The organism is Allochromatium humboldtianum, from assembly GCF_013385175.1.
Lineage (GTDB): Bacteria > Pseudomonadota > Gammaproteobacteria > Chromatiales > Chromatiaceae > Thermochromatium > Thermochromatium humboldtianum.
The window spans coordinates 39,561-63,645 of the sequence record NZ_JABZEO010000015.1 but is presented as its reverse complement, the minus strand read 5'-3'; the positions used below and the strand labels follow the sequence as shown (position 1 = coordinate 63,645).

At 66.3% G+C, this 24,085-nt stretch carries 16 protein-coding genes; 12 read left to right on the top strand and 4 right to left on the bottom strand.

Features of this window, described 5'->3' with window-relative positions:
* Window positions 1-125 precede the first annotated feature (125 nt).
* Window positions 126-2,219, top strand: a complete 2,094-nt coding sequence (locus tag HW932_RS17640; protein WP_176977804.1) for a DEAD/DEAH box helicase — start codon at window positions 126-128, stop codon at window positions 2,217-2,219.
* On the opposite strand, the gene yrfG is transcribed toward HW932_RS17640, so the two are convergent.
* Window positions 2,195-2,902 (bottom strand): GMP/IMP nucleotidase, encoded by a 708-nt coding sequence (gene yrfG, locus HW932_RS17635; protein WP_176977803.1) that lies wholly within the window; start codon window positions 2,900-2,902, stop codon window positions 2,195-2,197. The two genes, HW932_RS17640 and yrfG, sit on opposite strands and share 25 nt — an antisense overlap.
* 74 nt (window positions 2,903-2,976) lie before the next feature.
* Between yrfG and HW932_RS17630 the strand changes: the two genes are divergently transcribed.
* Window positions 2,977-3,579, top strand: a complete 603-nt coding sequence (locus HW932_RS17630) for a type IIL restriction-modification enzyme MmeI (protein WP_176977802.1) — start codon at window positions 2,977-2,979, stop codon at window positions 3,577-3,579.
* Here the strand turns inward: HW932_RS17630 and HW932_RS17625 are convergent.
* Window positions 3,530-4,648 (bottom strand): Fic family protein, encoded by a 1,119-nt coding sequence (locus HW932_RS17625; RefSeq protein ID WP_176977801.1) that lies wholly within the window; start codon window positions 4,646-4,648, stop codon window positions 3,530-3,532. The two genes, HW932_RS17630 and HW932_RS17625, sit on opposite strands and share 50 nt — an antisense overlap.
* Window positions 4,649-4,846: 198 nt before the next feature.
* Between HW932_RS17625 and HW932_RS17620 the strand changes: the two genes are divergently transcribed.
* The 7 genes from HW932_RS17620 (at window position 4,847) to mdoH (ending at window position 15,704) form a co-directional block, all read left to right on the top strand.
* Window positions 4,847-5,890, top strand: coding sequence for a thioredoxin family protein (locus HW932_RS17620; protein WP_176977800.1), 1,044 nt, complete (start codon window positions 4,847-4,849; stop codon window positions 5,888-5,890).
* Window positions 5,891-6,019: 129 nt separating this feature from the next.
* Window positions 6,020-8,143, top strand: coding sequence for a phosphate acetyltransferase (pta, locus tag HW932_RS17615; protein ID WP_176977799.1), 2,124 nt, complete (start codon window positions 6,020-6,022; stop codon window positions 8,141-8,143).
* Window positions 8,140-9,354, top strand: a complete 1,215-nt coding sequence (locus tag HW932_RS17610; protein WP_176977798.1) for an acetate/propionate family kinase — start codon at window positions 8,140-8,142, stop codon at window positions 9,352-9,354. The genes pta and HW932_RS17610 overlap by 4 nt, the downstream gene beginning before the upstream one ends.
* Window positions 9,355-9,434: 80 nt before the next feature.
* Entirely contained in the window at window positions 9,435-11,324 is a 1,890-nt protein-coding gene (locus tag HW932_RS17605) for an OmpA family protein (protein WP_176977797.1), read from the top strand.
* A gap of 176 nt (window positions 11,325-11,500) precedes the next feature.
* Entirely contained in the window at window positions 11,501-13,090 is a 1,590-nt protein-coding gene (locus tag HW932_RS17600; protein ID WP_176977796.1) for an OpgD/OpgG family glucan biosynthesis protein, read from the top strand.
* A complete protein-coding gene (locus HW932_RS17595) occupies window positions 13,075-13,632 on the top strand; it encodes a hypothetical protein (RefSeq protein ID WP_222932437.1) in 558 nt (185 codons plus the stop codon). Before HW932_RS17600 ends, HW932_RS17595 begins: the two co-directional genes overlap by 16 nt.
* Window positions 13,629-15,704: a glucans biosynthesis glucosyltransferase MdoH gene (mdoH, locus tag HW932_RS17590; RefSeq protein WP_176977794.1), complete on the top strand. Its 2,076-nt coding sequence runs from the start codon at window positions 13,629-13,631 to the stop codon at window positions 15,702-15,704. The genes HW932_RS17595 and mdoH overlap by 4 nt, the downstream gene beginning before the upstream one ends.
* Here the strand turns inward: mdoH and HW932_RS17585 are convergent.
* A complete protein-coding gene (locus HW932_RS17585; RefSeq protein WP_176977793.1) occupies window positions 15,589-17,013 on the bottom strand; it encodes a GH1 family beta-glucosidase in 1,425 nt (474 codons plus the stop codon). The two genes, mdoH and HW932_RS17585, sit on opposite strands and share 116 nt — an antisense overlap.
* Before the next feature lie 2 nt (window positions 17,014-17,015).
* Window positions 17,016-18,827 carry an ABC transporter ATP-binding protein/permease gene (locus tag HW932_RS17580; protein ID WP_176977792.1) on the bottom strand — a complete coding sequence of 604 codons (1,812 nt, stop codon included), beginning with the start codon at window positions 18,825-18,827 and terminating at the stop codon, window positions 17,016-17,018.
* 190 nt (window positions 18,828-19,017) lie between these two features.
* Between HW932_RS17580 and HW932_RS17575 the strand changes: the two genes are divergently transcribed.
* The 3 genes from HW932_RS17575 to iscB all read left to right on the top strand — a co-directional run bounded on the left by HW932_RS17575 (window position 19,018) and on the right by iscB (window position 24,031).
* A complete protein-coding gene (locus tag HW932_RS17575; RefSeq protein WP_176977791.1) occupies window positions 19,018-22,119 on the top strand; it encodes a discoidin domain-containing protein in 3,102 nt (1,033 codons plus the stop codon).
* A gap of 35 nt (window positions 22,120-22,154) precedes the next feature.
* Window positions 22,155-22,421, top strand: a complete 267-nt coding sequence (locus tag HW932_RS17570; protein ID WP_176977790.1) for a DUF433 domain-containing protein — start codon at window positions 22,155-22,157, stop codon at window positions 22,419-22,421.
* 260 nt (window positions 22,422-22,681) lie between these two features.
* Window positions 22,682-24,031 carry an RNA-guided endonuclease IscB gene (gene iscB / locus HW932_RS17565; protein WP_176977789.1) on the top strand — a complete coding sequence of 450 codons (1,350 nt, stop codon included), beginning with the start codon at window positions 22,682-22,684 and terminating at the stop codon, window positions 24,029-24,031.
* Window positions 24,032-24,085 lie beyond the last annotated feature (54 nt).

Sequence of the window (24,085 nt, the reverse complement as noted above, 5' to 3'; positions counted from 1 at the left end):
GGCGTTGGTATCGGCCCTTGAGTAAGATGCTATTTGATCCAAAGCGAAGGTAATTTGCAAGCCTTGCCGTCCGCGAGGCTTCGAAACCGCTCAGCAGGCCAACCCGGACGTTCACCGATAGCTTCATGACCGACACACATCTGACCTCGACCCGCTTCGACAGTCTCGCGCTCGATCCCCGGATCCTCGCCGGTCTCGCCGAGGCCGGCTTCACCCATTGCACGCCCATCCAGGCCGAAACCCTGCCGATCGCCCTCCAGGGCCAGGACATCGCCGGACAGGCCCAGACCGGCACCGGCAAGACGGCGGCCTTCCTGGTGGCGCTGATGCAGCGTCTGTTGCATGAGCCGCCTGAGACCGTGCCCGAATCGGCGGCGGTCTCTGAGACGACGCCCGTCTCGGCGGACGACGCGCCGGAGACCGGATCGCTCGAACCTGCAGCCGCGCTCGAAGCCGAGTCTGCGCCTGAGCCGTTGCCCGCGCCGACCGCTCCCGCCAGACGTCGCCGTGGTCCACGGGCGCTGGTGCTGGCGCCGACGCGTGAGCTGGCGGTGCAGATCCACAAGGACACCCTGTCGCTGGCCAAGCACACGGGCCTGCGCTCGACCGTGGTCTACGGCGGCACCGGCTATCAGCAGCAGCGCGACGAACTGGCGCGCGGGGTCGACATCCTGATCGGCACGCCGGGACGCCTGATCGACTACTACAAGCAGCATGTCTTCGACCTCAAGCGCATCGAGGTGGTGGTGCTCGACGAGGCCGATCGCATGTTCGATCTCGGTTTCATCAAGGACATCCGCTATCTGTTCCGTCAGATGCCGCCGGTGGAGCAGCGCCTCGGGATGCTGTTCTCGGCGACGCTCTCCTATCGGGTCACGGAGCTGGCCTATGAGCACATGAACCATCCGCGCTTGGTCAAGATCGAGACCGAGCAGGTCACGGCCGACCGGGTGCGTCAGGTCTGCTACATGACCGCCAACGAAGAAAAGATCCCGCTGCTGCTGGGGCTGATTCGCGGCTGGCCGGACGGGCGCATCATCGTCTTCGTCAACACCAAGCGCGAGGCCGACCGCGTCTGGGGCTATCTCCAGGGCAACGGCATCGACACCGCCGTGCTCTCGGGCGACGTGCCCCAGCCCAAGCGGCTGAAGCTGTTGCGTGACTTCACCAATGGCACCCTGCCGGTGCTGGTCGGCACGGATGTCGCCGCGCGCGGTCTGCACATCCCGGACGTGACCCATGTGGTCAACTACGACCTGCCCGAAGACCCCGAGGACTATGTGCACCGCATCGGACGCACCGCACGCGCCGGGGCGGCGGGGGACGCGGTCAGCTTCGTCTGCGAGACCTATGCCTTTTGTCTGCTCGACATCGAGCAGTACATCGGGGCCAAGGTGCCGGTCGAACCCGTCGATCCGGCGCGGCTGGCCGAGGTCGATCCGCGCAGCCGCATCCGGCCGGATCGCGCCGACCGCGAGGAACGGCGCGATGGACGCGGCGGGCGTGGCGGACGCGAGCGCGGCGAGGGGCGTGGTGTGCATGGTCGCTCGTCGGAGCGCGACGGGGCGAGCGGGCGTGATCGGCGTCCGGGGCGCGAGCGTCCGGAACGTCGATCCGAGGTATCGACCGGCGCGGACGAGACGGCGGTCAGCCGCGAGCCGTTCGAGTCGAACGCCGTCATCGAGACCGTGGCGGTGAGTCCTGAGACGCCCGCTGTTGCTCCAGCCGCCCGGTCCGAGCCGGTCGCGCCGGCCTCGACCGACGCACCGTCCAGCGCACCTGCGCCGCGTCAGGATCGTCCGGTCTCGAACACGCCGACCCGTCTCAGAACGCTCGACGAGAGCTTCCTCGACCAGCTCGTCGACGAGTGGCCGGAGCGCACCGGGCCGGAGCTGGAGATCCCGGACATGCCGATCATCCGCCGGATCAAGCGTGCGCGCGGTCAGCTCGAACCGGCGGCTCTGACCAGTCCGCCGGTCAAGCCGCGCGAGCCGGTCGAGAAGTCATCGGCCAAGGTCCGGCCTGCTGAGGCGCCGCGTCCGGCGGGTGCGAACGCGGAGCTTGCCAGCGAGGCGCCGCCCGCCAAGACCGATGCGGAATCCGCCGAAGCCAAATCCGGCAAGCGGCGCCGGCGTCGGCGCAAGCCGACAGGGGAGGGGCGTTCCGTCCAGACCGAAACCGAGACGGTTTCGGATCAGGCGCCCGAGACCGTGGACTGAACCGAGGCCGCGAGTCCGGGCAACAGCGCCGAGAAGTCGCTGATCGCGGGAAACTCGTCGGTTTGGCGCGGCGGCTGTTTGGAATCGGGCGCGAGTACGGCCAGCAGTTGGCGCAAGCCGTGCGCACGCGCCGCGCGCAGGACATCCAGGTTGTCGTCGACGAAGAGCGTGCGCTCGGTGTCGAATGGCTCGATCGCCTGGAATGCGGGCCAGAACTCGGGCGACTCCTTGGCGACCCCGAGATCGTGCGCCGAGATCACGCGCTCCAGATGACCGGCGAGCGGCGTGCGTTCGAGCTTGAGCGCGAGTGTCTTCTGATGGGCATTGGTGACGAGGACGCGCCGCTTGCCGAGCGCGGCCAGGGCTTCCAGGAAGTCCATCACATGCGGATGGACGGCGATCAGGTGTTCGACCTCGCGCTTGAGCAGCACGATGTCCAGACCCAGTTCGCGGCTCCAGTGATCGACGCAGTACCAGTCGAGCGTGCCCGCGATGTCGCGATAGCGGGCGTGCAGCTCGGCGCGGGCGGCCTCGAACGACAGGCCGCGCGCCTCGCCATAGCGGCGCGGGACGTGTTCGAGCCAGAAGTGATTGTCGAAATGCAGATCGAGCAGGGTGCCGTCCATGTCGAGGAAGACTGTGTCGATCCGGGTCCAGTCGATGGGTTCATTGGTCGTGGGCATACGGCATCGGGCTCGAAAGGCGTCAAGTTGCCGCAGATTGTAGACAGGTTTTTTGAAAAATCGGGACGCTTTTCGTGCCAATCCTTGCCCCAGACATCGAGCCGGCCGTCGAAACCTTCATCGCCCGCTGGAGCAGCGGCGCCAGCCACGGCGGCAACGAGCGGGCCAATCTCCAGATGTTCATCCTGGAACTCTGCGCGCTGCTCGATCTGCCGCCGCCTGATCCCGCCGGGTCCGAGCATAGCGACAACGCCTATGTGTTCGAGCGCAAGCTGATCGAGCGTTTCGCCGATGGCGGTCAGACCACGCGCGCGGTCGACTGTTATCGGCGCGGTTGCTTCATCCTCGAAGGCAAGGACACCGGCAAGCGGACCGGCAGCGGCGGCTGGGATACGGCCATCGTCAAGGCGCGTCAGCAGTCGGAGAACTACATCCGCTGTTTGCCGCCCGATGAGGGGCGTCCGCCGTTCATCGTCATCGTCGATGTCGGGCGCGCGTTCACGCTCTATGCCGAGTTCAGCCGTTCGGGCGGGCACTATGTGGCCTTTCCGGATGCGTGTCACGTCCCCGGAGATTGCGCGCAAATGCTCAGGAAGACAATGTGCCGGGTAGATCCCACCCCAACCATCACAGCCACAGAATCTCATACCCGCTACTCCGCCCACCCTGCCCGGTAGGCCGCAAGCAATCCTTCTCGACCAGATCGGCCAGTTCGCGATAGGCGGTCGCGCGGCTGGTCTTGGTCAGGCCCATGTACTTGCGGGTGTTCATGCCGCCCGCAAATCCGTCCGGGCCGGCATCCAGCAGACGATTGAGCACCTTGCGCTGACGCTCGTTGAGCACCGTGGCCTGATGCCGCAACCAGAAACGCGCCTTGGCCAGCGTATTGGCCACCGTCTGCTCCGCCGCCGTCGCGGCCGCCTCGACCTGAGCCAGAAACCACGCAAGCCACTCAGTGACGTCCAGCCCGCCGCACTGGGTGCACTCCAGGATGGCGTAGTAGCCGGCCCGTTCGCGCTGGATCTGCGCCGAGAGACTGAACAGACGCATCGGCGGCCCCTCGTCCTGGGCAAGCGCCATGTCGGTGATGGCGCGGGCCAGCCGACCGTTGCCGTCCTCGAAGGGATGCAGAGTGATGAACCAGAGGTGCGCCAGCCCGGCGCGCACCAGCCCATCCAAATCATCCGGAGTCGCATTGAACCAGTCGAGAAAGCCACCGAGCCGGGTCTCCAGCCCGTCACGGGGCGGCGCGATGAAATGGACCCGCTCTCGGCCGATGGCCCCGGAGACTACCTGCATCGGTTCATCGCCGCGCAGTGTTCCGACGCGGATGGCGTGCAAACCCGAATACCCGGTCGGAAACAGCGCCGCCTGCCAGCCGAACAGACGCTCGACGCTCAGGGGAACATCGTGACGCTGCACGGCATCCAGCAGCACATCGATCAGCCCATCGACGGCACGCGGCGGCACCGGCAGACCGGCGGTCGGCAGTCCCAGATGGCGGGCCACGGACGAACGCACCGCCTCCAGATCGAGCTGTTCACCTTCGATGGCGCTGGTGGTCAGGCCGTCCTCGACCAGAATGGCGGCCACGGCCTCCAGCGTCAGGTCGGCATCAAGCCACCGCGCCGCGCCGAGCACCTTGCCCTGGGCCAGTCGGGCGCGGGCGAGACAAGGCGCGATCCGGACCGCGTCCCAGCGAAACTCAGGCCAGTCGGGTGATTCCCAGATCCAGGTGTGAGGCATTTGGAGAGCCTAATCGCTTCAATATATGAAGCGATTATGGTGCGCAATCGCTTCACGGACAACGGATCGCTATCATGCTTCATCGAACGATCGCCTGATCGACCTCAGCGTCGTCGACGATCGAGGCGGCGCAAGGCCGCTTGTGGCAAGTGGTGATGCCGTTATGGCTGGAACAGCAGAAGCAGGTGATGCACCAATATGGCCTGGACGATTGAGCTTTCGGCCCTGGCTCGAAAGAACCTCATTTCAGTGCTGATCGTGTTCAGCTCGGCGGCGCCGGCGTTCGATCGACCCGACGACCTGGATCCGGAGGGCGGCACGGCAATGCAGCGTGTCAGCGAGACGGCGGCGTATCCGGACTGGTTCCTGTCGGATCGGCTCGACATCCGCGCCGACCTCGAAGCCGCCATCGCCGCCGGCAAGCGCGGACTCATGGTCTATTTCGGCCAGGAGCACTGCGTCCATTGCGAGCGATTCATGCGCGTGAACCTCGCCGATCCGGATCTCGTCGCCTATCTCCGCCGTCATTTCGACCTGGTGTCCGTTGACATCCATGGCCGTGCCGAGATCAGGACGTTGGACGGCGAGCGACTCGACGAACACACCTGGGCGCGACGCGAGCAGACCGATTTCACACCCTCGATCCTGTTCTACGACGCCGAGGGTCGGCTGGCGCTCAGACTGCGCGGCTATTATCCGATCTATCCGTTCCGGGCGGCGCTCGAATACGTCGCCGACGGTCACTATCAGCGCGAGTCCTTCGACGACTATCTGGCGCGCGGCGACGAGCGTCTGGTCTTCGACAGCGAGGATCTCAACGACCAGCCCTTCTTCAGCCCGCCGCCCCATGCGCTCGACCGGCGCATCCCGTCCACGCGCCCGCTGGCCGTCTTCTTCGAGCGCGGTGACTGTCACCCCTGCGACGTGCTCCACGGTCGGGTGCTACGCCTGCCCGAGACTCAGCGGCGCTTCGAAGCACTCGACGCCGTCCAGCTCGACCGGCGTTCCGACACGCCCGTCATTACGCCCAAGGGTGAACGCACCACGGCCCGCGCCTGGGCCGACGCACTCGAAATCCGGCACGCCCCGGCTGTCCTCTTCTTCGACGAACAGGGCCGCGAGCTGGAGCGGCTCGATTCAGTCCTCGACTTCCAGCGTCTGGATCAGGTGCTCGACGACATCCTCGCTCAGGACGAACGCGACCAGGACCGCCGCAGCGCAACATCCTCGCACCGCCCCTGAACGACGTGCGACCCCGATGTCACGGACTCGTCGCCCCTCGTCGGGGAGAATCTGGTATTTTGGCGCAATGCAGCATTTCAGCGGCCATGCCAGAGGCGCGGCCGAACCCTTTCCCGTCAGAGTGAGATCATGCAAAGCATCTATATCGCCGGCGCCGGCGCCGGTAGCGGCAAGTCGGTCGTCGTCCTGGGCTTCATGGAGATGTTGTCGGCGGTGGGCCGCCGGGTCGGCTTCTTCCGCCCCTTCGCGCCCCAGGGCGCCGAGCTGGACAATCTCACGGCCCTGATCGCCTCGCGCTATGCGTTGCCCTTTCCGCCCGAGATGCTCTACGGCTGCACCGTGGAGACGGCCCGCCAGTTCATCGGCAGCGGGCGCTATGACGAGCTGCTCAAGCTCATCATGAACAAATTCAAGATGCTCGAAGAGCAGTGCGATCTGGTCGTCTGCGCCGGCACCGACTACAACGGACTCATCCCCTCGCTGGAATTCGGCTTCAACGTCGATCTGGCCAACAACTTCGGCTGTAGTCTGGTGGCCGTGGTCAAGGGCTTCGGACGTACCCCGCAGGAAGCCTGGGACGCCCTGCACATCACCCACGAGCTGATGCGCGAGCGCGGCGGCGACTTCCTGGCCACCGTGGTCAATGGCGTGGCGCCGGAGGATCTGGATACGGTGCGCGGCCGGGTCCAGCATCTGCTCACCGAGACTGAGACCGTCTATGTGCTCCCGGAGCAGCAGGCGCTCGGCATGCCGACCGTGGGCGAGATCCGGCAGGCGCTCGGCGCCGAGTGTCTCTACGGCGAGGGCGACGCCCTGCATCAGGTCGTCACCAACTACAAGATCGCCGCCATGGAGATCCCGGATTTCCTGCGCTATGTCGAGGACGGCTGTCTCATCATCACGCCCGGCGACCGCTCCGACATCATCCTGGCCAGTCTGGCCGCCGATGCCTCATCGGCCTTTCCGCGCGTGGCCGGGCTGCTGCTCACCGGCGGTCTGCGCCCGGCCGACAAGGTCCGCGATCTGATCGAGGGTCTGCGCCGCACCAAGGTCGCCATCCTCCAGGTGCCGACCGACACCTTCACCACAGCCATGCAGGTGAGCCGGATCGAGTCGAGCCTGCTGCCGGGCGATGATCGCAAGATCGCCGCCGCGCTCGGCGTGTTCGAGGCCCATGTCGATCTCGAAGAGTTGCGCACCCGCGCGGCCGTACATCACTCCGAGCGCGTCACGCCGCTGATGTTCGAGTACGAGCTGATCCGTCGCGCCAAGTCCAGGCGTCAGCGTATCGTGCTGCCCGAGGGCGGGGACGAACGCATCCTGCGTGCCGCCGAGATCCTCAGCCTGCGTCAGGTCGCCGACCTGACCCTGCTCGGCAATCCCGAGCGCATCCAGCGCCGTGCCGCTGAGCTGGGTCTGGATCTCGACGCCATCCGCATCATCGATCCGGTCGAGTCGCCCGATCGCATCCGCTATGCCCAGACCTATTACGAGCTGCGCAAGCACAAGGGCATCTCGGAGCAGATGGCTTACGATGTCCTCCAGGACGTCAGCTACTTCGGCACCCTCATGGTCTACCACGGCGATGCCGACGGCATGGTCTCGGGGGCGACCCACACCACCCAGCACACCATCCGGCCCTCGTTCGAGACGGTCAAGACCAAGCCGGGCGTCAAGCTCGTCTCCAGCGTGTTCTTCATGTGCCTGCCCGATCGGGTGCTGGTCTATGGCGACTGTGCCGTCAATCCCAATCCGGATTCGGAGGAACTGGCCGACATCGCCATCAGCTCGGCACAGACGGCGACGGCCTTCGGCATCGAGCCGCGCATCGCCATGCTGTCGTATTCGAGCGGCAGCTCGGGCAAGGGCGAGGACGTCGACCGGGTGCGCGAGGCGGTGCGTCTGGTGCGCGAGCGCCGCCCCGATCTCAAGGTCGAGGGACCGATCCAGTACGACGCGGCCGTCGACATCGAGGTCGGGCGCTCCAAGATGCCCGACAGCGAGGTCGCGGGTCATGCCACGGTGCTGATCTTCCCGGACCTCAACACCGGCAACAACACCTACAAGGCGGTGCAGCGCAGCGCCGGCGCCGTGGCCATCGGTCCGGTGCTCCAGGGGCTGAACAAGCCGGTCAACGATCTCAGTCGCGGCTGTACCGTGACCGACATCGTCAACACCGTGGCTATCACCGCCATCCAGGCGCAGGATGAGTCCAAGGCGACCATCGTCACCAACGAGGAGATCGCTCGATGAAGGTTCTGGTACTCAACTCGGGCAGTTCCTCGATCAAATATCAGCTCTTCCGGGTCGAGGACTGGCAGGCGCCGGCCTCGGGTCTGGTCGCGCGCATCGGAGAGCCGGAGGGCGAGATCAAACTCAACTGGCTCGACGCTGACGAAGCCTCGCATTCCAGTCAGGAGTCGCTGCCGATCGCGAGCCATGCGCAGGGCATCGACCACATCATCCGCTCACTGCGCGACAGCGGCGTGCTGACCGATGTCGCCGAACTCGCGGCCATCGGTCATCGCGTGGTCCATGGCGGGGTGCGCTTCAAGCAGCCGGCGTTGATCGACGACTCTGTGATCGAGGCCATCCGCGAGGTCGTCCCGCTCGCTCCGCTGCACAACCCCGGTCATCTGGCCGGCATCGAGGCGGCGCGCGCGCACTTTCCGGGCGTGCCCGCCGTGGCGGTCTTCGATACGGCCTTCCATCAGACCATGCCGCCTTCGGCCTATCGCTACGCCATCCCCGAGGCGCTCTATACCGAGCATCGCATCCGCCGCTACGGTTTCCACGGCACCTCGCATCACTATGTCGCCAAGCGGGCCGCCGAACTGCTCGGCAAACCGCTCGATCAGTGCAATCTGATCACCCTGCATTTGGGCAATGGCGCGAGCGCCACGGCGATCCGCGCCGGGCAGTGCGTCGACACCTCCATGGGCCTGACCCCGCTCGAAGGGCTGGTCATGGGCACGCGCAGCGGCGACATCGATCCGGCGGTCGTCATCTACCTGTGCAAGCATCTGGGGCTGGACGCCGACGGACTCGACCGGCTGTTCAACCGGCAGAGCGGTCTGCTGGGGCTGTGCGGAGTCAACGACATGCGCGAGATCGACCAACTGGCCGCCGCCGGCGACGAGCGCGCCGAGCTGGCCATCGCCATCACGACGCATCGGCTCAAGAAATACATCGGCGCCTATTACGCTGAACTCGGTCGGGTCGATGCCGTCGTCTTCACCGGCGGCATCGGCGAGAACGCCGCCGAGATCCGCCGTCGTGCCTGCGAGGGTCTGGAACGGCTGGGCATCCGACTCGATAGCGAGCTCAACGAGGCGCGCGCCCTGCGTGGCGAGCGCTGCATCAGCGCGCCCGAGAGCGAAGTCCAGGTACTGGTCGTCCCGACCAACGAGGAACTGGAGATCGCTCAGCAGGCACTGCGGACGGTCGCGGATGCCGGCGGATGATCGCTTCCCGGATGCGCCGTGCTGGGATCATCTTCGCCGGTAAGCGATAATCGCCGGATCAAACCCTACAGGAGACGACGATGTCCGAACCCAGTCCCCCTCAGTCCGGTAGTCAGTCCTTCTGGAAGCTGATCGCCTTTGCCTTGATGTTCGCACTGGTCGGCGTCTACATCCTCTACGACTGGTACGACGATCGACTCAAGGCGCAGATCGCCGAGAAGGACTCCCTGGTCGTGCAATTGAGCGACCGGGTCAAGGAGACCGAAGCGCGCCGTCTGGCCGCCGAGGAGGGCTGGAACGCCAGCCGCGCCGAGATCGAAGCGCTCAAGGAGCGGTTCCAGACCGAAAAGCGTGATCTGAACGACCAGATCCACATGCTCGAAGAGATCAAGGTCGGTCTGGGACAGGACATGGAGGGCATCAAGGCCGCCCATGCCGCCGTGCTGGCCGATGAGCGTCAAAAGACCGCTCAGGCCGTGGCCGAGCAGCAGCGTCTGGCGGCGGCGCGCGATGAGGTCCAGGCCCGACTGGAAGCCGAGCGCGAGAAGGTGCAGGCCCTGAAGGCTGACCTGGGGCGTGTCAACGACGCCATCGCCGAGTCTGCGACCAGTCATCAGCAGCGTATCGCCGAGCTGGAGCGCCATCTCAATGAGCGCGTGTCCCTGGCGCGCACGACGCCGGCGGATGCCGAACTGCTCAGGACCGTCCAGGAGCTGGGTCTGCTGGGTACGCCGGAGGGTCGCACCGCTGAGGCGCAGGCGCTCGCCGACGATCTGGCCAAGGCCAGGGCGGAGTTCGAGACGCTCTACAAGGAACACGAGGCGACGCGGGCGCGTCTGGCCGAGTCGCAGACCGAGCTGCAGAAGGTGCGCATGGATCTCGAATTGAGCCACCGCGAGGCCGCTCAGTCCGAACAGGCGCGTGAAGCACTGGCCAGGGTCGCGGCGCTCGAAGCCGAACTCGATGCCGAGCGCGAGGCGCGCGCCGCACTGGAGCAGCAGCAGGCGAATGCCCTGGCCGCGCATGAGGCGGCGCTGACCGAGCTGCAAACGGCGCTGGAACAAGCACGCGCCGAAGCCGGCGACGAGGCTCAGGAAGCCGAGAAGCTCGCCGCCGCCGAGGCACGTATCCGGGAGTTGGAAGCCGATCTGGAGGCGGCGCGCGCTGAAGTCGAGGATTCGCGAGCGAGCCTGAACGAGGCGCTGGAGCAGGCACGTGCTCGTCTGGCCGAATTGCAGCAGGCCGCCGAGGCGGCGGCTCAGGACGAGAATGAGGCGCTGACCGAGGCGCAGGCACGCATTGCCTCGCTCGAAGCCGAACTGGAGCAGGTGCGCACGGCCGATCAGTCCGAATCCGAGGCGCTGACCGAAGCACGCGCGCGCATCGAGTCGCTCACGGCTGAGCTGGAACAGGCGCGCGCCCAGGACGGGGCCGATGAGACCCTGAATGAAGCGCGCGCCCGGATCCAAGCGCTCGAAACCGAACTGGAGACGGCGCGTCAGTCGCTTCAGTCCGAGACGCCCTCAGCCGATCAGAGCCAAGCCGCCGCCGAGCTGGCCCGTCTGCGAGCACTGCACACCAGCTTCGCCCAGCTCAACGGCGCCTTCACCGAGCGCGGACTGCTCCTGAGTCTGGCCGAGTCCGAGTTGAGCTTCCCCACCGGCCAGGCGACCCTGCCGGCGGGCGAACTGGCGAGTCTGGATCGTATCGCGGCGCTGCTGAAGGCCCATCCCGAGCTGACCGCGCGCATCGAGGGCCATACCGACAGCCTCGGCAGCGCGGCGCTCAATCAGAGCTTGTCGCTCCAGCGCGCCGAGGCCGTGCGTCAGGCGCTCGTCGAGCGTGGCGTGGACGAGGGGCGTCTGAGCGCCGAGGGACTTGGGCCGGAGCGCCCGATCGCCGACAATGCGACCGCCGAGGGGCGCGGCAAGAACCGTCGCGTCGAGGTCTATATTCTCGATCGTGACTGATGCCGACGACGCGGATTCGAGCTAGAATCCGCGCGGCTCCGCCTCCCGTCTCTCCGTTACCGGCGGCTCGTTGCTCAGGCACGAGCCGCCGGCGCTTGCGCTCCCGGACCGAGTGCGACGGATTCACCGGCATCACAGGCACTTTTGGCGTTCAATCACACCCCATCGAGAACAACATGACGCTCGCTCGACTGTTCGGAATCCTGGTTCTTGGATCGACGTTGGTTTCTGGCACGCCACTGTGGGCGGACGACAGCCCCGGTCTGGTCGAGCCCGCACCGAGCGAGGGCGCTCCGGGCGCCTTCACCTTCGCGGCCGTGGTCCGGCGTGCTCAGGAACTGGCCGCCGCCGACTATCAGCCCGACCGTCCGGCGCTCCCGGACTATCTCGCCGATCTGGATTACGACCAATATCGCGATATCCGTTTCGACCGCGACGAGAGTCTTTGGAAGGCCGAGGGACTGCCGTTCCAGATGCAGTTCTTTCCGCGCGGCTTCCTGTTCAAGGACCGGGTGACGGTCAATGTCGTCGCGGATGGCGTCTCGCAGGTCGTGCCTTTCCGGCACGATCTCTTCGACTATGGTAGGAACCAGGTTCCCGATGAGATGCCGGCGGATCTCGGTTTCGCCGGATTGCGTCTGCTCTATCCGATCAACAGGGACGACGTGTTCGATGAGGTCGTGGTCTTTCTCGGGGCGAGTTATTTCCGTGGCGTCTCCAAGGGGCTGAACTACGGCATCACGACGCGCGGACTGGCGATCGACACCGGGCTGCCGACCCAGGAAGAGTTCCCGATCTTCCGTGAGTTCTGGGTGTTCAAGCCCACGTCCGACGCGGTCGACATCACAGTGTTCGCACTGCTCGACAGCGAGAGCGTCACCGGAGCCTACAGCTTCGTGATCCGTCCGGGCATCGAGACGGTGATGGACGTCAAGGCTCGGCTGTTCGTGCGCCGGTCGGTCGAGAAGCTCGGGATCGCGCCCCTGACCAGCATGTTCTTCCATGGCGAGAACACCGACCGCTTCCTCGACGACTTCCGCCCCGAGGTCCACGACTCCGACGGTCTGTTGGTCGTGAACGGCACCGGCGAGCGCATCTGGCGTCCGCTGACCAATCCGCGTGGTCTGCGCGTGAGCGGTTTCGTCGCCGAGAATCCCAGATCCTTCGGACTCTTCCAGCGCGATCGCGATTTCCGCAATTACGAAGACCTGGAGGCGCACTATCAGAACCGCCCGAGCGCGCTTGTCGAGCCGATCGGCGACTGGGGCCGGGGCATGGTCGAGCTGGTCGAGATCCCGAGTGACGCCGAGCGTTACGACAACATCGTCGCCTACTGGATGCCCGAGCGTAAGCCGGAGCCGGGCGAGGAACTGAAGCTCGAATACCGTCTGCGCTTCGCTCAGGATCCCGAAGCGGGCTTGCTGGGCGGACGGGCGATCTCGACCCGCGTCGGCGCGGCCGGAACCGACATCCCGGATTCGAGCCAACGTAAGTTCGTGATCGACTTCGCCGGTGAGTCGCTTGCTCAGCGGCCGCCCGAGAGCGGACTGGAGGGCGAGACCGAGACCGAGATCGAGGCCGTTGTCACCAGCACCTCGGGTGAGCTGTCCAAGCCGATCGTGCAGTGGAACCCGCACACCCAGGGCTGGCGCCTGTTCTTCGAGCTGAAGCCGGACGGCCGCGAACCGGCGGATCTGCGCGCCTTCCTGCGACAGGGCAATGACGTGCTCAGCGAGACCTGGAGCTACAGATGGGTTCAGGAGTGAGTGACCGACTCGATGTCCTCGACGAGCCGGCTCCGGCGGCCTGGTCCACAACCGAAGATCGCGCCCCGGTCGAGCAGCGGGTACGGCTCTATCTGAACGCTCTGGGCGTGCAGGATTCGCAGGAGACCGAGGTGCTCGTGCGCCGCGTGATCGAGCGGGTCGAGTTTCGGGCCACGCTCGGTCAGCTGGGCGAGCCGCTGGAGGTCGCGATCGAGGAGACGCATCGTCTGCTCGATCGCTGGCTGGTCGCCGAACTGGGTCTGGAGTCGGATCCCGACCAGATCTCGGCGGCCCGTGCTGCCGTGCTCGGCGGTCATGTGCCGGGCTGGACACGGCGCTGGGCCGGTCTGAGCGAGGATTCCCTGACTGAATCCATCCGGGCTGTGCGCTTCCAGGCGGTTCCTGAGCATGCGCCCCTGACCATGGAACCCAATCCCATTCGGCTCTGCTGTCATCGTCTGGTGCGACGTCTGGCGGCCAGGGTCTTGCGTTGGCTGGGGATTCGCGGTCGGCACCATGCCTCCGCAGAGGTGCAGGCATGAAACGTCTCTCGACCATCGCGACGCGGCATCTGCCGCGTCCGCTCTATTTCACGCTGGTTCTGCTCACGACCGTCTTCTGCCTGTCGCTGCTGTCGTCGGCGATCCAGGACGGCGGGCTCTCGACGCTCGAGCTGGTGCTGCTGATCCTCTATACCATCCTGATGCTGTGGATCAGCGCCTCGTTCTGGACGGCGGCCATCGGTTTTCTGGTGCTGGCGTTCCAGGATCGCGGAGGCGAGGGCGCGGAGTCGGCGTCCGAGCCAACCGCGTCCGCCGAGACCGGCGCTTTCAAGACCGCCCTGGTGATGCCGGTGTACAACGAAGACCCGGAGCGTGTCTTCGCCGGGCTGCGCGCCATGTTCGACTCGCTGGTCGCGACCGGACACTCGGACGGGTTCGAGTTCTTCGTCCTGAGCGACACGCGCGAGCCGGACATCTGGCTCCAGGAAGAACAGCACTGGCGGCGCTGGACGGAGGAACTCGGCGATCGGGTGCCGCTCTTCTACCGTAATCGGGTCGAGAACACCGCGCGCAAGAGCGGCAATCTGGCCGACTTCTGCCGCGACTGGGGCGGACGTTATCGCTACATGATCGTGCTCGACGCCGACAGCATCATGAGCGGCGAGACCCTGGTCGAGATGGTGCGCCGCATGGAGGCCGATCGACGACTCGCCCTGATCCAGGTGCCGCCGGTGCCGGTCAACCGCTCGTCCTTCTTCGCGCGGATGCTCCAATTCGCCGGCAGTCTCTATGGACGGCTGTTCGTCGCCGGGCTGGCCTTCTGGCAGCGCGACACGGCCAATTTCTGGGGCCACAACGCCATCATCCGGGTGCGGCCCTTCGCCGATCACTGCGGTCTGCCCAAGCTGCCGGGACGCGAGCCCTTCGGCGGCGACATCCTCAGTCACGACTTCGTCGAGGCGGCGTTGCTGGCGCGCGCGGGCTGGAAGGTGCGGCTGGCGCCCGATCTCGGCGGCAGTTACGAGGAGATCCCGCCGACCCTGATCGACTATGCCAAACGCGACCGGCGCTGGTGTCAGGGCAATCTGCAACATGCGCGCCTGATCCTGGCGCAGGGCTTCAAGCCGCTGAGCCGGCTGCATTTCGCCATGGGCGTCATGTCCTATGCCGCCTCGCCGCTGTGGCTGCTGTTTCTGATCGCGACCGGGGTCGAGGCCTATTTCAAGAGTCTGCAACAGCCGGAATATTTCTTCGGCTACAACGTCATGCCGATCTGGCCCGAGTCCTATGTGGTCGAGATGACCACGGTGCTGTGGGTGACGCTCGTTCTGCTGTTCCTGCCCAAGATCCTGGCGCTGGTCCTGCTGGCGCTCGATCGCGACGAGGCGCGGCGCTTCGGCGGTCTGCTCAAGGCGAGTCTGAGCGTGCTGATCGAGAGTCTGCTGTCGGTGCTGCTCGCGCCGGTGCTGATGCTGTTCCAGAGCAAGTTCGTGGCGGCGATCCTGCTGCGTACCAGCGTCGGCTGGCCGGCCCAGCAGCGCGGGGACCATCAGACCGGCGTGCTGGAGGCGCTGGGCGCGCATGGCGTCCATACGCTGATCGCGTTCGCGGTCGGCTATGTCGCCTATGTGCATGTGCCGGATTTCTTCTGGTGGTTCACGCCGGTGCTCGCGGGACTGGTGCTCTCGGTTCCGGTCTCCATCCTCACCAGCCGCACTTCGCTGGGTCTGCGTTTGAAAGAGGCCGGACTGTTTCTGACGCCGGCTGAGACCGAAGAGCCGCCGGTGCTGCGTCGACTGGAAGAGCGGCTGACCGAGCCGTCGCCCCCGATCGAGGCGCCGGTGGGAGAACGGGCGTTCTGGACGCGGGCGATGATGAATCCCGGCGTCTATGCCTTGCACGATGCCCTGCTGCACGATGAGCCGCAGACGCGACGGCGGCGGCACATTCTGGAAGGTCTGGCGCTACAGCTCCAGGACGAGGGCGAGGACTCGCTCAGTCTGCGCGAGAAGCGGGCGCTGCTGTCGCATCGCGATGGGCTGCATCTGCTGCACACCCGGCTGTGGGCGGCGCCGACGCTGGAAGCGCCGCCGCCCCCTGCGAACGGATGACCTCGCGATAGAAGCGCGCGCTGGCCTTGGGCCGGCGCGTCCGGTCGCCGGGATCGACCTGATAGAGACCGAAGCGCTTGGAATAGCCCTCGGCCCACTCGAAGTTGTCGAGCAGCGACCAGACGCAGTAGCCGCGCAGGTCGACGCCCTGTTCCAGCGCTGTCGCGGCAGCTTGGATGTGGGTGCGCAGATAGGCGACGCGTCTGGGGTCTTCGACCAGCCCGTCGCGCGGCGGCGGGTCGTCGAAGGCGGCGCCGTTCTCGGTGATGTAGAGCGGCGGATTGGCGTAGCGGTCGCGCAGCCACAGCAGGGTTTCCGTCAGCCCTTCGGGATAGACCTCCCAATCCATGGCCGTCAGCTCAGCATCCGTCGGCGTGATGCGGATCGCGTTGAGCGGCGGCGCCTCGGGCGCGGCCCGGACCAGACCGCGCGAATAGTAGTTGACCCCGATGAAATCGCCCGGACAGCGGATCTTCGCCAGGGACTCGGCCGAGAACTCCGGCCAGGCCGGCCCGAAGATGTCGGCCAGTTCCTCGGGATAGCGTCCGAACATGAGCGCATCCAGGAACCAGCGGTTGATGAAGGCGTCGCGCCGCCGGCTCGCCTCCAGATCCGCCGGGGATGACGAGGCCGGATGCTGGGGTTCGAGATTGACCGCCGGACCGATCCGGTGCCGGCCCAGCGTCCGATAGGCGGCGACGGCTTCGGCATGAGCCAGCAGCAGATGATGCGCCACGCGCGGCGGCTCGAACAGATCGCGATGGCCGGGCGCGAGTTGACCGTCCAGATAGCCGGGCGCCGTGACCACCCAGGGTTCGTTGATCGTGATCCAGAAGGGCACGCGGTCGCCCAGTGCCCGGAACACGGTCTCGGCATAGTCGGCGAACCAGCGCGGACTGTCCGGATTGAGCCAGCCGCCGCGCTCGTGCAGCGCCACCGGCAGATCCCAGTGATAGAGCGTGGCCATCGGCCGGATGCCGTGCTCCAGCAGGGCATCGACCAAGCGTTCGTAGAAATCCAGTCCCCGACGATTGATCGCGCCCCGTCCCTCGGGCAGCACCCGTCCCCAGGCCAGGCTGAAGCGGTAGGCGTTCAGCCCCAGCTCAGCCATGAGCGCCACGTCGTCCCGCCAGCGATGATAGTGATCGCAGGCCAGATCGCCGGTATCGTTTCCGGCCACCCGTCCCGGCGTGTGCGCGAAACGATGCCAGATACTGGGTCCGGCGCCATCGGCGAGCGGGAAGCCCTCAATCTGATAGGCGGAGGTCGCCGCACCCCAGAGAAAGTCGTTCGGAAAGGGCGCGGTCATGCTCAGTCCTCCGCGCGGCCCGAGTCCGAGCCTGAACCCTTCTCCCAGTCGGTGCGTCGGCGACCTGGGGTGGCTGGAGGCGAGAGGCGGTCGTGATCGTCATCGGATGTCGGCGGACGCAGACACCAGGCGCCGTCGGCCGCGATTTCGAGCAGCCGGTCATAGAAATGCGGGTCGTCCTCCGCATCCCCCAGCGTGAGATAGGTGATGCCCCGCTGACGCAACAGATTGAGCAGCTCGCCGACCGGACATTCGCTCAGACTGCGGCTGGGATGATCGAGGAAGACGAAACGCGGCTCGGCGAGCAGCATGCGGGCGAAACTCAGACGCTGCTGCTCACCGAGCGACAGCAGATCGCTCCAGTTGCGCTCGATGTCCAGACCGCCGACCTTGTGCAGGGTCGGGGTCAGATGCAGTGATTCGAGGCTGGCCAGGATCTTCCAGTCCGGCAGCCAGCGCTCCTGACAGGGACGCAGCAGCACCTCGCGCAGAGTGCCGGGCGGCATATAGGGGCGCTCGGGCAGGAAGAAGATCACATCATGTCCCGGATGCAGGATGCGGCCCTCGCCATGCGCCCACAAGGCCGCCGTGGCGCGAAACAGCGCCTTCTCGGCCGCCTCGCCGGTCGAGCGCACCAGCAGGTTCACGCCCGCCGGAAGCGACAGGCTCAGATCCCGGATCAGCACCCGCCCGTCACGCGGTGAAAGCAACGTCAGATGCTCGAAGGCCACGCTGCCGCAGTCGGCGCAGAACTCCACCTGCGGCGCCGGCTCGCGGCGTTCCTGGCCCATGGCATCGCGCAGTGCATTGAGCCGCGCGACCACGGCCGTGTAGTTCGAGATCGACTGGAACTGAGTGACGATCAGCGAGAAGGCGCCGAGCAGATGCCCGAAGGCGACCGCCGACTGAGTGATGACGCCGAATTGGGCCTCGCCCTGGATGAACAGCGGCGCAACCAGCAGCGCCGGGATGATCTGGATCAGATAGTTGTAGCCGGTGGTGAAGAAGCCGAGATTACGGTTGACCTCGATGATGCGCTGGAAGTTGGCCGTCAACTGGTTCAGGCGATCGCGCAGCCGCGCTTTGAGCCGCTCCTCGCGCCGCAGCAGGGCCACGGATTCGGCGTTCTCGCGTACATGGACCAGACGCGCGCGAAAGTTGGCCTCGCGGTCGAGCTGGTCGTAGTTGAGCTTGACCAGTGGCTTGCCGAGATAGATGGTCAGCAGCGAACCGAGGATGGAATAGGCGACCGCGACCACGAACAGCATTGGACTGATGGTCCAGAGCACGCCGGAAAAGGCGACCACCGTGAAGCTCGCATTGAGGAACATCAGGGTGAAGGAGAGGGTGGTTGCGGTGAGGGCGCGGATGTCCTCGGAGATGCGCTGATCGGGATTGGGCAGCTCGCCGGTGGCATGCAGCCGGAAATAGGTCCGCTCGTCGAGATAGCGGTCGATGGCGCGCTCGGTGAGCCACTTGCGCCACAGCAGCCCCAGGCGTTCTTCGGTGTAGCGGTAGACGACGGCGACCACGGTCGAGACGCCCATGACGAAGATGAACAGCAGGGCGTAATGGACGAATCCGCCCATGTCCTGGTTCTCGATCGCGGTCATGAAGTCGCGGTTGACGTAGCTGTTGACGACGTTCAGGCCATTGATCGCGAACAGGAACAGGATGAGCAGCACGAACAGCCACTTGGCCTTGCCGCCGACCTCGGAGGCGCCGAGCTGTTGCAGCATACGCACGAAGCGGTTCCAGATGGCCGGTGTGATCGGCACCTTGAGGGCGTTCAGGAGAGACCAGGGGAAGCGCATCGGGGCGGTCGGTCTTTGGCGTCGAGGTTGAGGTGGGGAAGTCTTTGGCCGGGTCGATACGCGCATCGGATGACTTTGGGCCGCGCGCAGTATAGCCTAGCGCTGGTATTGCCGAGAGGCATTCTGCCGCCCCCCGGAGTGCGGTTCGGGCGGTCTTCCGGCTCGTGCCCTATCGCCGAGGAGCGACTGCATGCATATCCTGGATCTGGACGATTTCAGCGATCTCTCCGCCTGGTCCGGCGTCGTTTCCGGGCAGGCGCGTCTCGATCTGGCCGCCGACGCCGGGCCGGAAGGCGAGGGCGAGGGCGAGGGCGAGGCCATGCGGCTCGACTTCGACTTCGGCGAGGGCGGCGGCTTCGTGGTGGCGCGCCGGACGGTGCGTCTGACATTGCCGGACAGCTTCGCCATCCGGTTGCGGGTGCGCGCCGAGGCCCCGGCCAATGCCTTCGAGTTCAAACTGGTCGACCCGAGCGGCGAGAACGTCTGGCGCTTTCGCGACGAGTCCTTCGACTTCGGCTCGGACTGGCGTGAGTTGCGGATCGCTAGCCGTGCGATCGCCTTCGGCTGGGGACCGGCCGGCGGCGGTGCACCGACGGAGGTCGGAGCCATCGAGATCGCCATCACCGCCGGGCCGGGCGGGCACGGACGTCTCTGGATCGCCGATCTGCGGATCGAGGATCGCACACCCTCTCAACCGCCCGCGATCCGCGCCTCCAGCGAACAGCCGGGGCAGGGTGCGGACTGCATCCTGGATGGACGATCCGACACGGCCTGGCGTCCCGCGCAACGGCCGGCCTGGGTCGAGCTGGATTGCCATGAGCCGCGCGATTACAGCGCCCTGATCCTGCATTGGGACTCGCCCGAGCCGCGCGCCTTCGAGATCCTGGCGAGCGACGACGGTGAACACTGGACTCGTCTTCATGCCGCATCCGGCGCACGCGGCCAACGCAACATGGTCTATCTGCCCGATGGGTGCTCGCGTTTCCTGCGGCTCGGTCTGACGGGCGGGGAGGGCGATCCGGTTCCGGGTCTGGTCGGCTTCGATCTGAAGCCCGAGACCTTCGCCCGCTCCATCGACGACTTCGTCCACCGTCTGGCCGAGCAGGCGCCGCGCGGCCGCTATCCGCGCTGGCTCTATCGCGAGCAGACCTACTGGACGCCGATCGACATCCCGGACGGCACGGTTCCGGCGCTGTTCAACGAAGAGGGACTGATCGAGGTCTGGCGTGCCGGTCCGGTGATCGAGCCGCTGCTGACCGTCCAGGGCGAGCGTCTGACCTGGGCCGACTGCACGGTCGAGCCGTCGCTGCTCCAGCCGCCGCTGCCGATTCCGCGCTCGACCTGGAGTACGGACGGGCTGAGCTTCGAGACGCTCGCCTTTGCCCACGGAGCGCCGGGGCGGGCCTGGCTCTTCATCCGCTATCGGCTGGAGAACCTGGGCGAGATTCCACTGAACGCGACGCTCCAGACCGCGATCCGCCCCGTGCAGGTTTCGCCGCCCTGGCAGGGCTACAGGGACATTGGCGGTGTGGCGCGGATCGAACGGATCGCCTGGGAGCAGGGCGATGTGCGGATCGATGGTCGGCTGGCCCTGGTGCCGCTCTCGACGCCAAACGGTTTCGGGGCCATGGCCTTCGATGCGGATGCGATCGACGAACCCGTTGCGCCCGGCGTCCCGCTCAAGACCACTGTGGTCGAGGACGGACTCGGGCTGGCCTCGGCGGCCTTGCGCTTCGATCTGGACGTCGCGCCGGGCGCTCATCGGGAGATCTGGCTCGCCGCTCCGCTCGGTGAGCACGAGGATGCCCATCCACGCGAGCTGGCCGGTGCGGCCGGTGCGGTCGAGTCGCATCTGAAGGCGACGCTCGATCAGTGGTCGAGCCGACTCGGGGCCGTCGAACTGCACCTGCCGGAGATCGCGCGCGACTATTGGCACGGCTGCCAGGGGGCGCTCGCCCATATCCTGATCAATCGCGACGGTCCCGCGCTCCAGCCCGGACCCCGTCGCTATACGCGCTCCTGGATGCGCGACGGCGCGACTATGGCGGCGGCGCTTCTGCGCTTCGGACTCGGGCGCGAAGTCGTCGACTTCATCGACTGGTATGCCGGGTTCCAGGCCGAGGACGGCAATGTGCCCTGTTGTGTCGATCGTCAGGGCGTCGACTGGCTGCCCGAGCACGACAGCCATGGTCAGTTCATCTTCGCCGTCGCCGATGCTTGGCGTTTCGGGGCGGATCGGGCGCGTCTGGAGGCGCTGTGGCCGGCGGTGTGTCGGGCGGTCGGCTATCTGGAACGTCTGCGCGCCGAGCGTCTCACGCCGCACTATCAGGAGCCCGAGCGCCGCGCCTGTCTGGGGCTGCTGCCGGAGTCGGTGAGTCATGAGGGCTATCTGGCCCATCCGGTCCATTCCTATTGGGACGACTTCTGGGCGCTACGCGGGTTCAAGGACGCCGCCGAGCTGGCCGAGGCGCTGGGCGACGGCGAGCGCGCCGCGCACTTCGCCCGTCTGCGCGATGAGTTCAGCGCGGCGCTCTATGTCTCCCTGGACCGCGTCATGGAGGAGCGCGGTATCGACTTTCTGCCCGGATCGGTCGAATGGGCCGACTACGACCCCACGGCGACCGCCAATGCTCTGACCCTGATCGACGAGAGCCATCGGCTGCCGGCAGCGGCCATGCAGCGCACTTTCGATCAGTTCATGCAGCACTTCCGCGCCGTCCATGGACCCGACCCCGTGCCTTGGATCAACTACACCGCCTATGAGATCCGCATCGCGGGCGCGCTGCTCCGGCTCGGGCGGCGCGATGAGGTGCACGAGCTGCTGAGGTGCTATCTCAACGAGCGCCGGCCGGCGGCCTGGAATCAGTGGCCCGAGATCACCTGGCGCGATCCCAGGTCGCCGGGGCATCAGGGCGATCTGCCGCATGCCTGGATCGGGGCCGAATACTGTCTGGTGTTCCGCGATCTCTTCGTCCATGAGCGCGAGGCGGATCGCTCGCTGGTGATCGCTGCCGGTCTCCCGGCCGAGTGGCCGGCGGCGGGCGAGATCCGGGCGCGTCGTCTGCCGACGGCTTACGGCCTGCTCGATCTGGACATCGCGCGTTTCGACGGCGGCGCGCTGCGGATGCGTGTCGGCGGCGAGCTGCGGCTTCCGCCGGGCGGTCTGTGGGTGGCGCCGCCGTTGCCGGGGCCGTTGACGAGCGTCGAGATCGACGGCGAGCCGAGCCGTGATTTCAATGCGACCGAGGCGCATGTCATGACGCTTCCGGCCGAGATCACGTTGATCGGTTGAGAAACGTTTGAAAATTTGCACCAGGAATATCGAAGATGATCGAAGACCAACTGCTAAAACGCATCGCGATCAACCCCGCGATTTTCAACGGCAAGCCTATCATTCGCGGACGACGCTTGGCCGTCGAGCACGTCCTCGGCATGCTTGCAGCCGGCGATGATTTCGACTCCCTGCTGGAGGGCTACCCCTGGCTGGAGCGCGAAGACATCCTGGCCTGTCTGGCGTATGCCCATCGCCTTGTTGAGCATGAGCGGGTGGAGCCTTTGATCGTCAGTAAAGCCGCGTCAACTACCCCGGCCTGAAGGCCGGAGCTTGAAAGAGCTGGGTTGACCAGGGCAAGCGGTGCAAATCCGCTCCGTGTATCACGGGTCGTTAAGACTCACCGGCGGATGCTTCCTCAGTCCGCCGCTCTGAAAGGCCCGGATCACGCTGACGAAAGGCAAAGCGTCGAAGGTTCGGGTCGCCGCCGTGAGGCGGGAGCCGGTGATACACATGCCCGAGGGGAGCGAGCCGCGAGGCTCCGTCACTAGGCCCGTAAGGGCAGGTTTTTTGGAACAGCACCATGGCTGTATTCGTTCTCGACAGGCAGAAACATCCGCTGATGCCATGCACGGAGAAACGCGCGCGGCTGTTACTGGAGCGCGGACGCGCGGTGGTCGTGCGTCTGGCTCCCTTTACCATTCGCCTGAAAGATCGCGTGGGCGAGACGCGGCAGCCGCTGCGGTTGAAGCTCGATCCCGGCAGTCGTGTTACCGGCCTGGCCCTGGTGCGCGAATCTGCAACCCGCGATCCTGAACCGGGCGCGGTCGAGCGCCTTGAGCATGGGCTGTGGTTTGGGGAACTGGAACATCGCGGTCAGGCGATTCGTGAGGCGCTGGAGCAACGGCGTCATTGCCGGCGCGCCCGGCGCGCTCGCAAGACCCGCTACCGGGAACCGCGTTTTTTGAATCGAACCCGCCGCGACGGTTGGCTACCACCGTCGTTACAGCATCGGATCGGGACCACCGTCAACTGGGTGGAGCGGTTGCAGCGGCTCGCCCCGATCACCGCCCTCAGCCAGGAATTGGTGCGTTTCGATACCCAAGCCATGCAAAATCCCGAGATCAGCGGGGTCGAATACCAACAGGGCGAACTGGCCGGTTACGAGGTGCGTGAGTACCTGCTGGAGAAATGGAACCGCACCTGTGCCTATTGCGGCGCGACGCACGTGCCGCTGGAGATCGAGCACATCGTGCCGCGCGCCAAAGGCGGCTCGGATCGGGTCTCGAACCTGACGCTCGCCTGCCGGCCCTGCAACGAACACAAGGGAAACCGGCTGATCGAGGCGTTTCTCAAGGGCCGGCCGGTGCTCCTGAAACAGATCCAGGCGCAGGCCCAAGCGCCGCTCCAGGACGCCGCCGCCGTTAATGCCACGCGCTGGGCGCTGTTGAACGCGCTCAAGACCACGGGCCTCGCGGTCGAGACCGGCTCGGGCGGACGGACCAAGTTCAATCGCACGCGCCTGGGCATCCCCAAGACCCATGCCCTTGATGCCGCCTGCGTCGGCGCCGTCGATCAGCTACGGGACTGGAACCGCCCAGTCCTGGCCATCCGTGCCACAGGGCGCGGGGCCTACCGCCGCACGCGCACGTTCAACAACGGCTTCCCGCGTGCCTATCTCATGCGCCACAAGCGCGTCAACGGCTTCCAGACCGGCGATTGGGTGCGCGCCGAGGTACCGAAGGGCAAGAAGGCCGGCGTACATGTCGGGCGCGTGGCCATCCGGCGCACCGGATCGTTCAACGTCCAGACGCCCGGCGGCACGGTCGCAGGCATTTCACATCGCTATTGCCGTCTGCTGCAACGCGCCGACGGCTATGGCTACACCATTCACACCAAACCTGTAACGGAGGACGCGAGACGGGCCGCCTAACCGCGCTACGCGCGGTGCGCTCTCCCTCCCCGCCAGTCAAGGACGGGGTTTCTC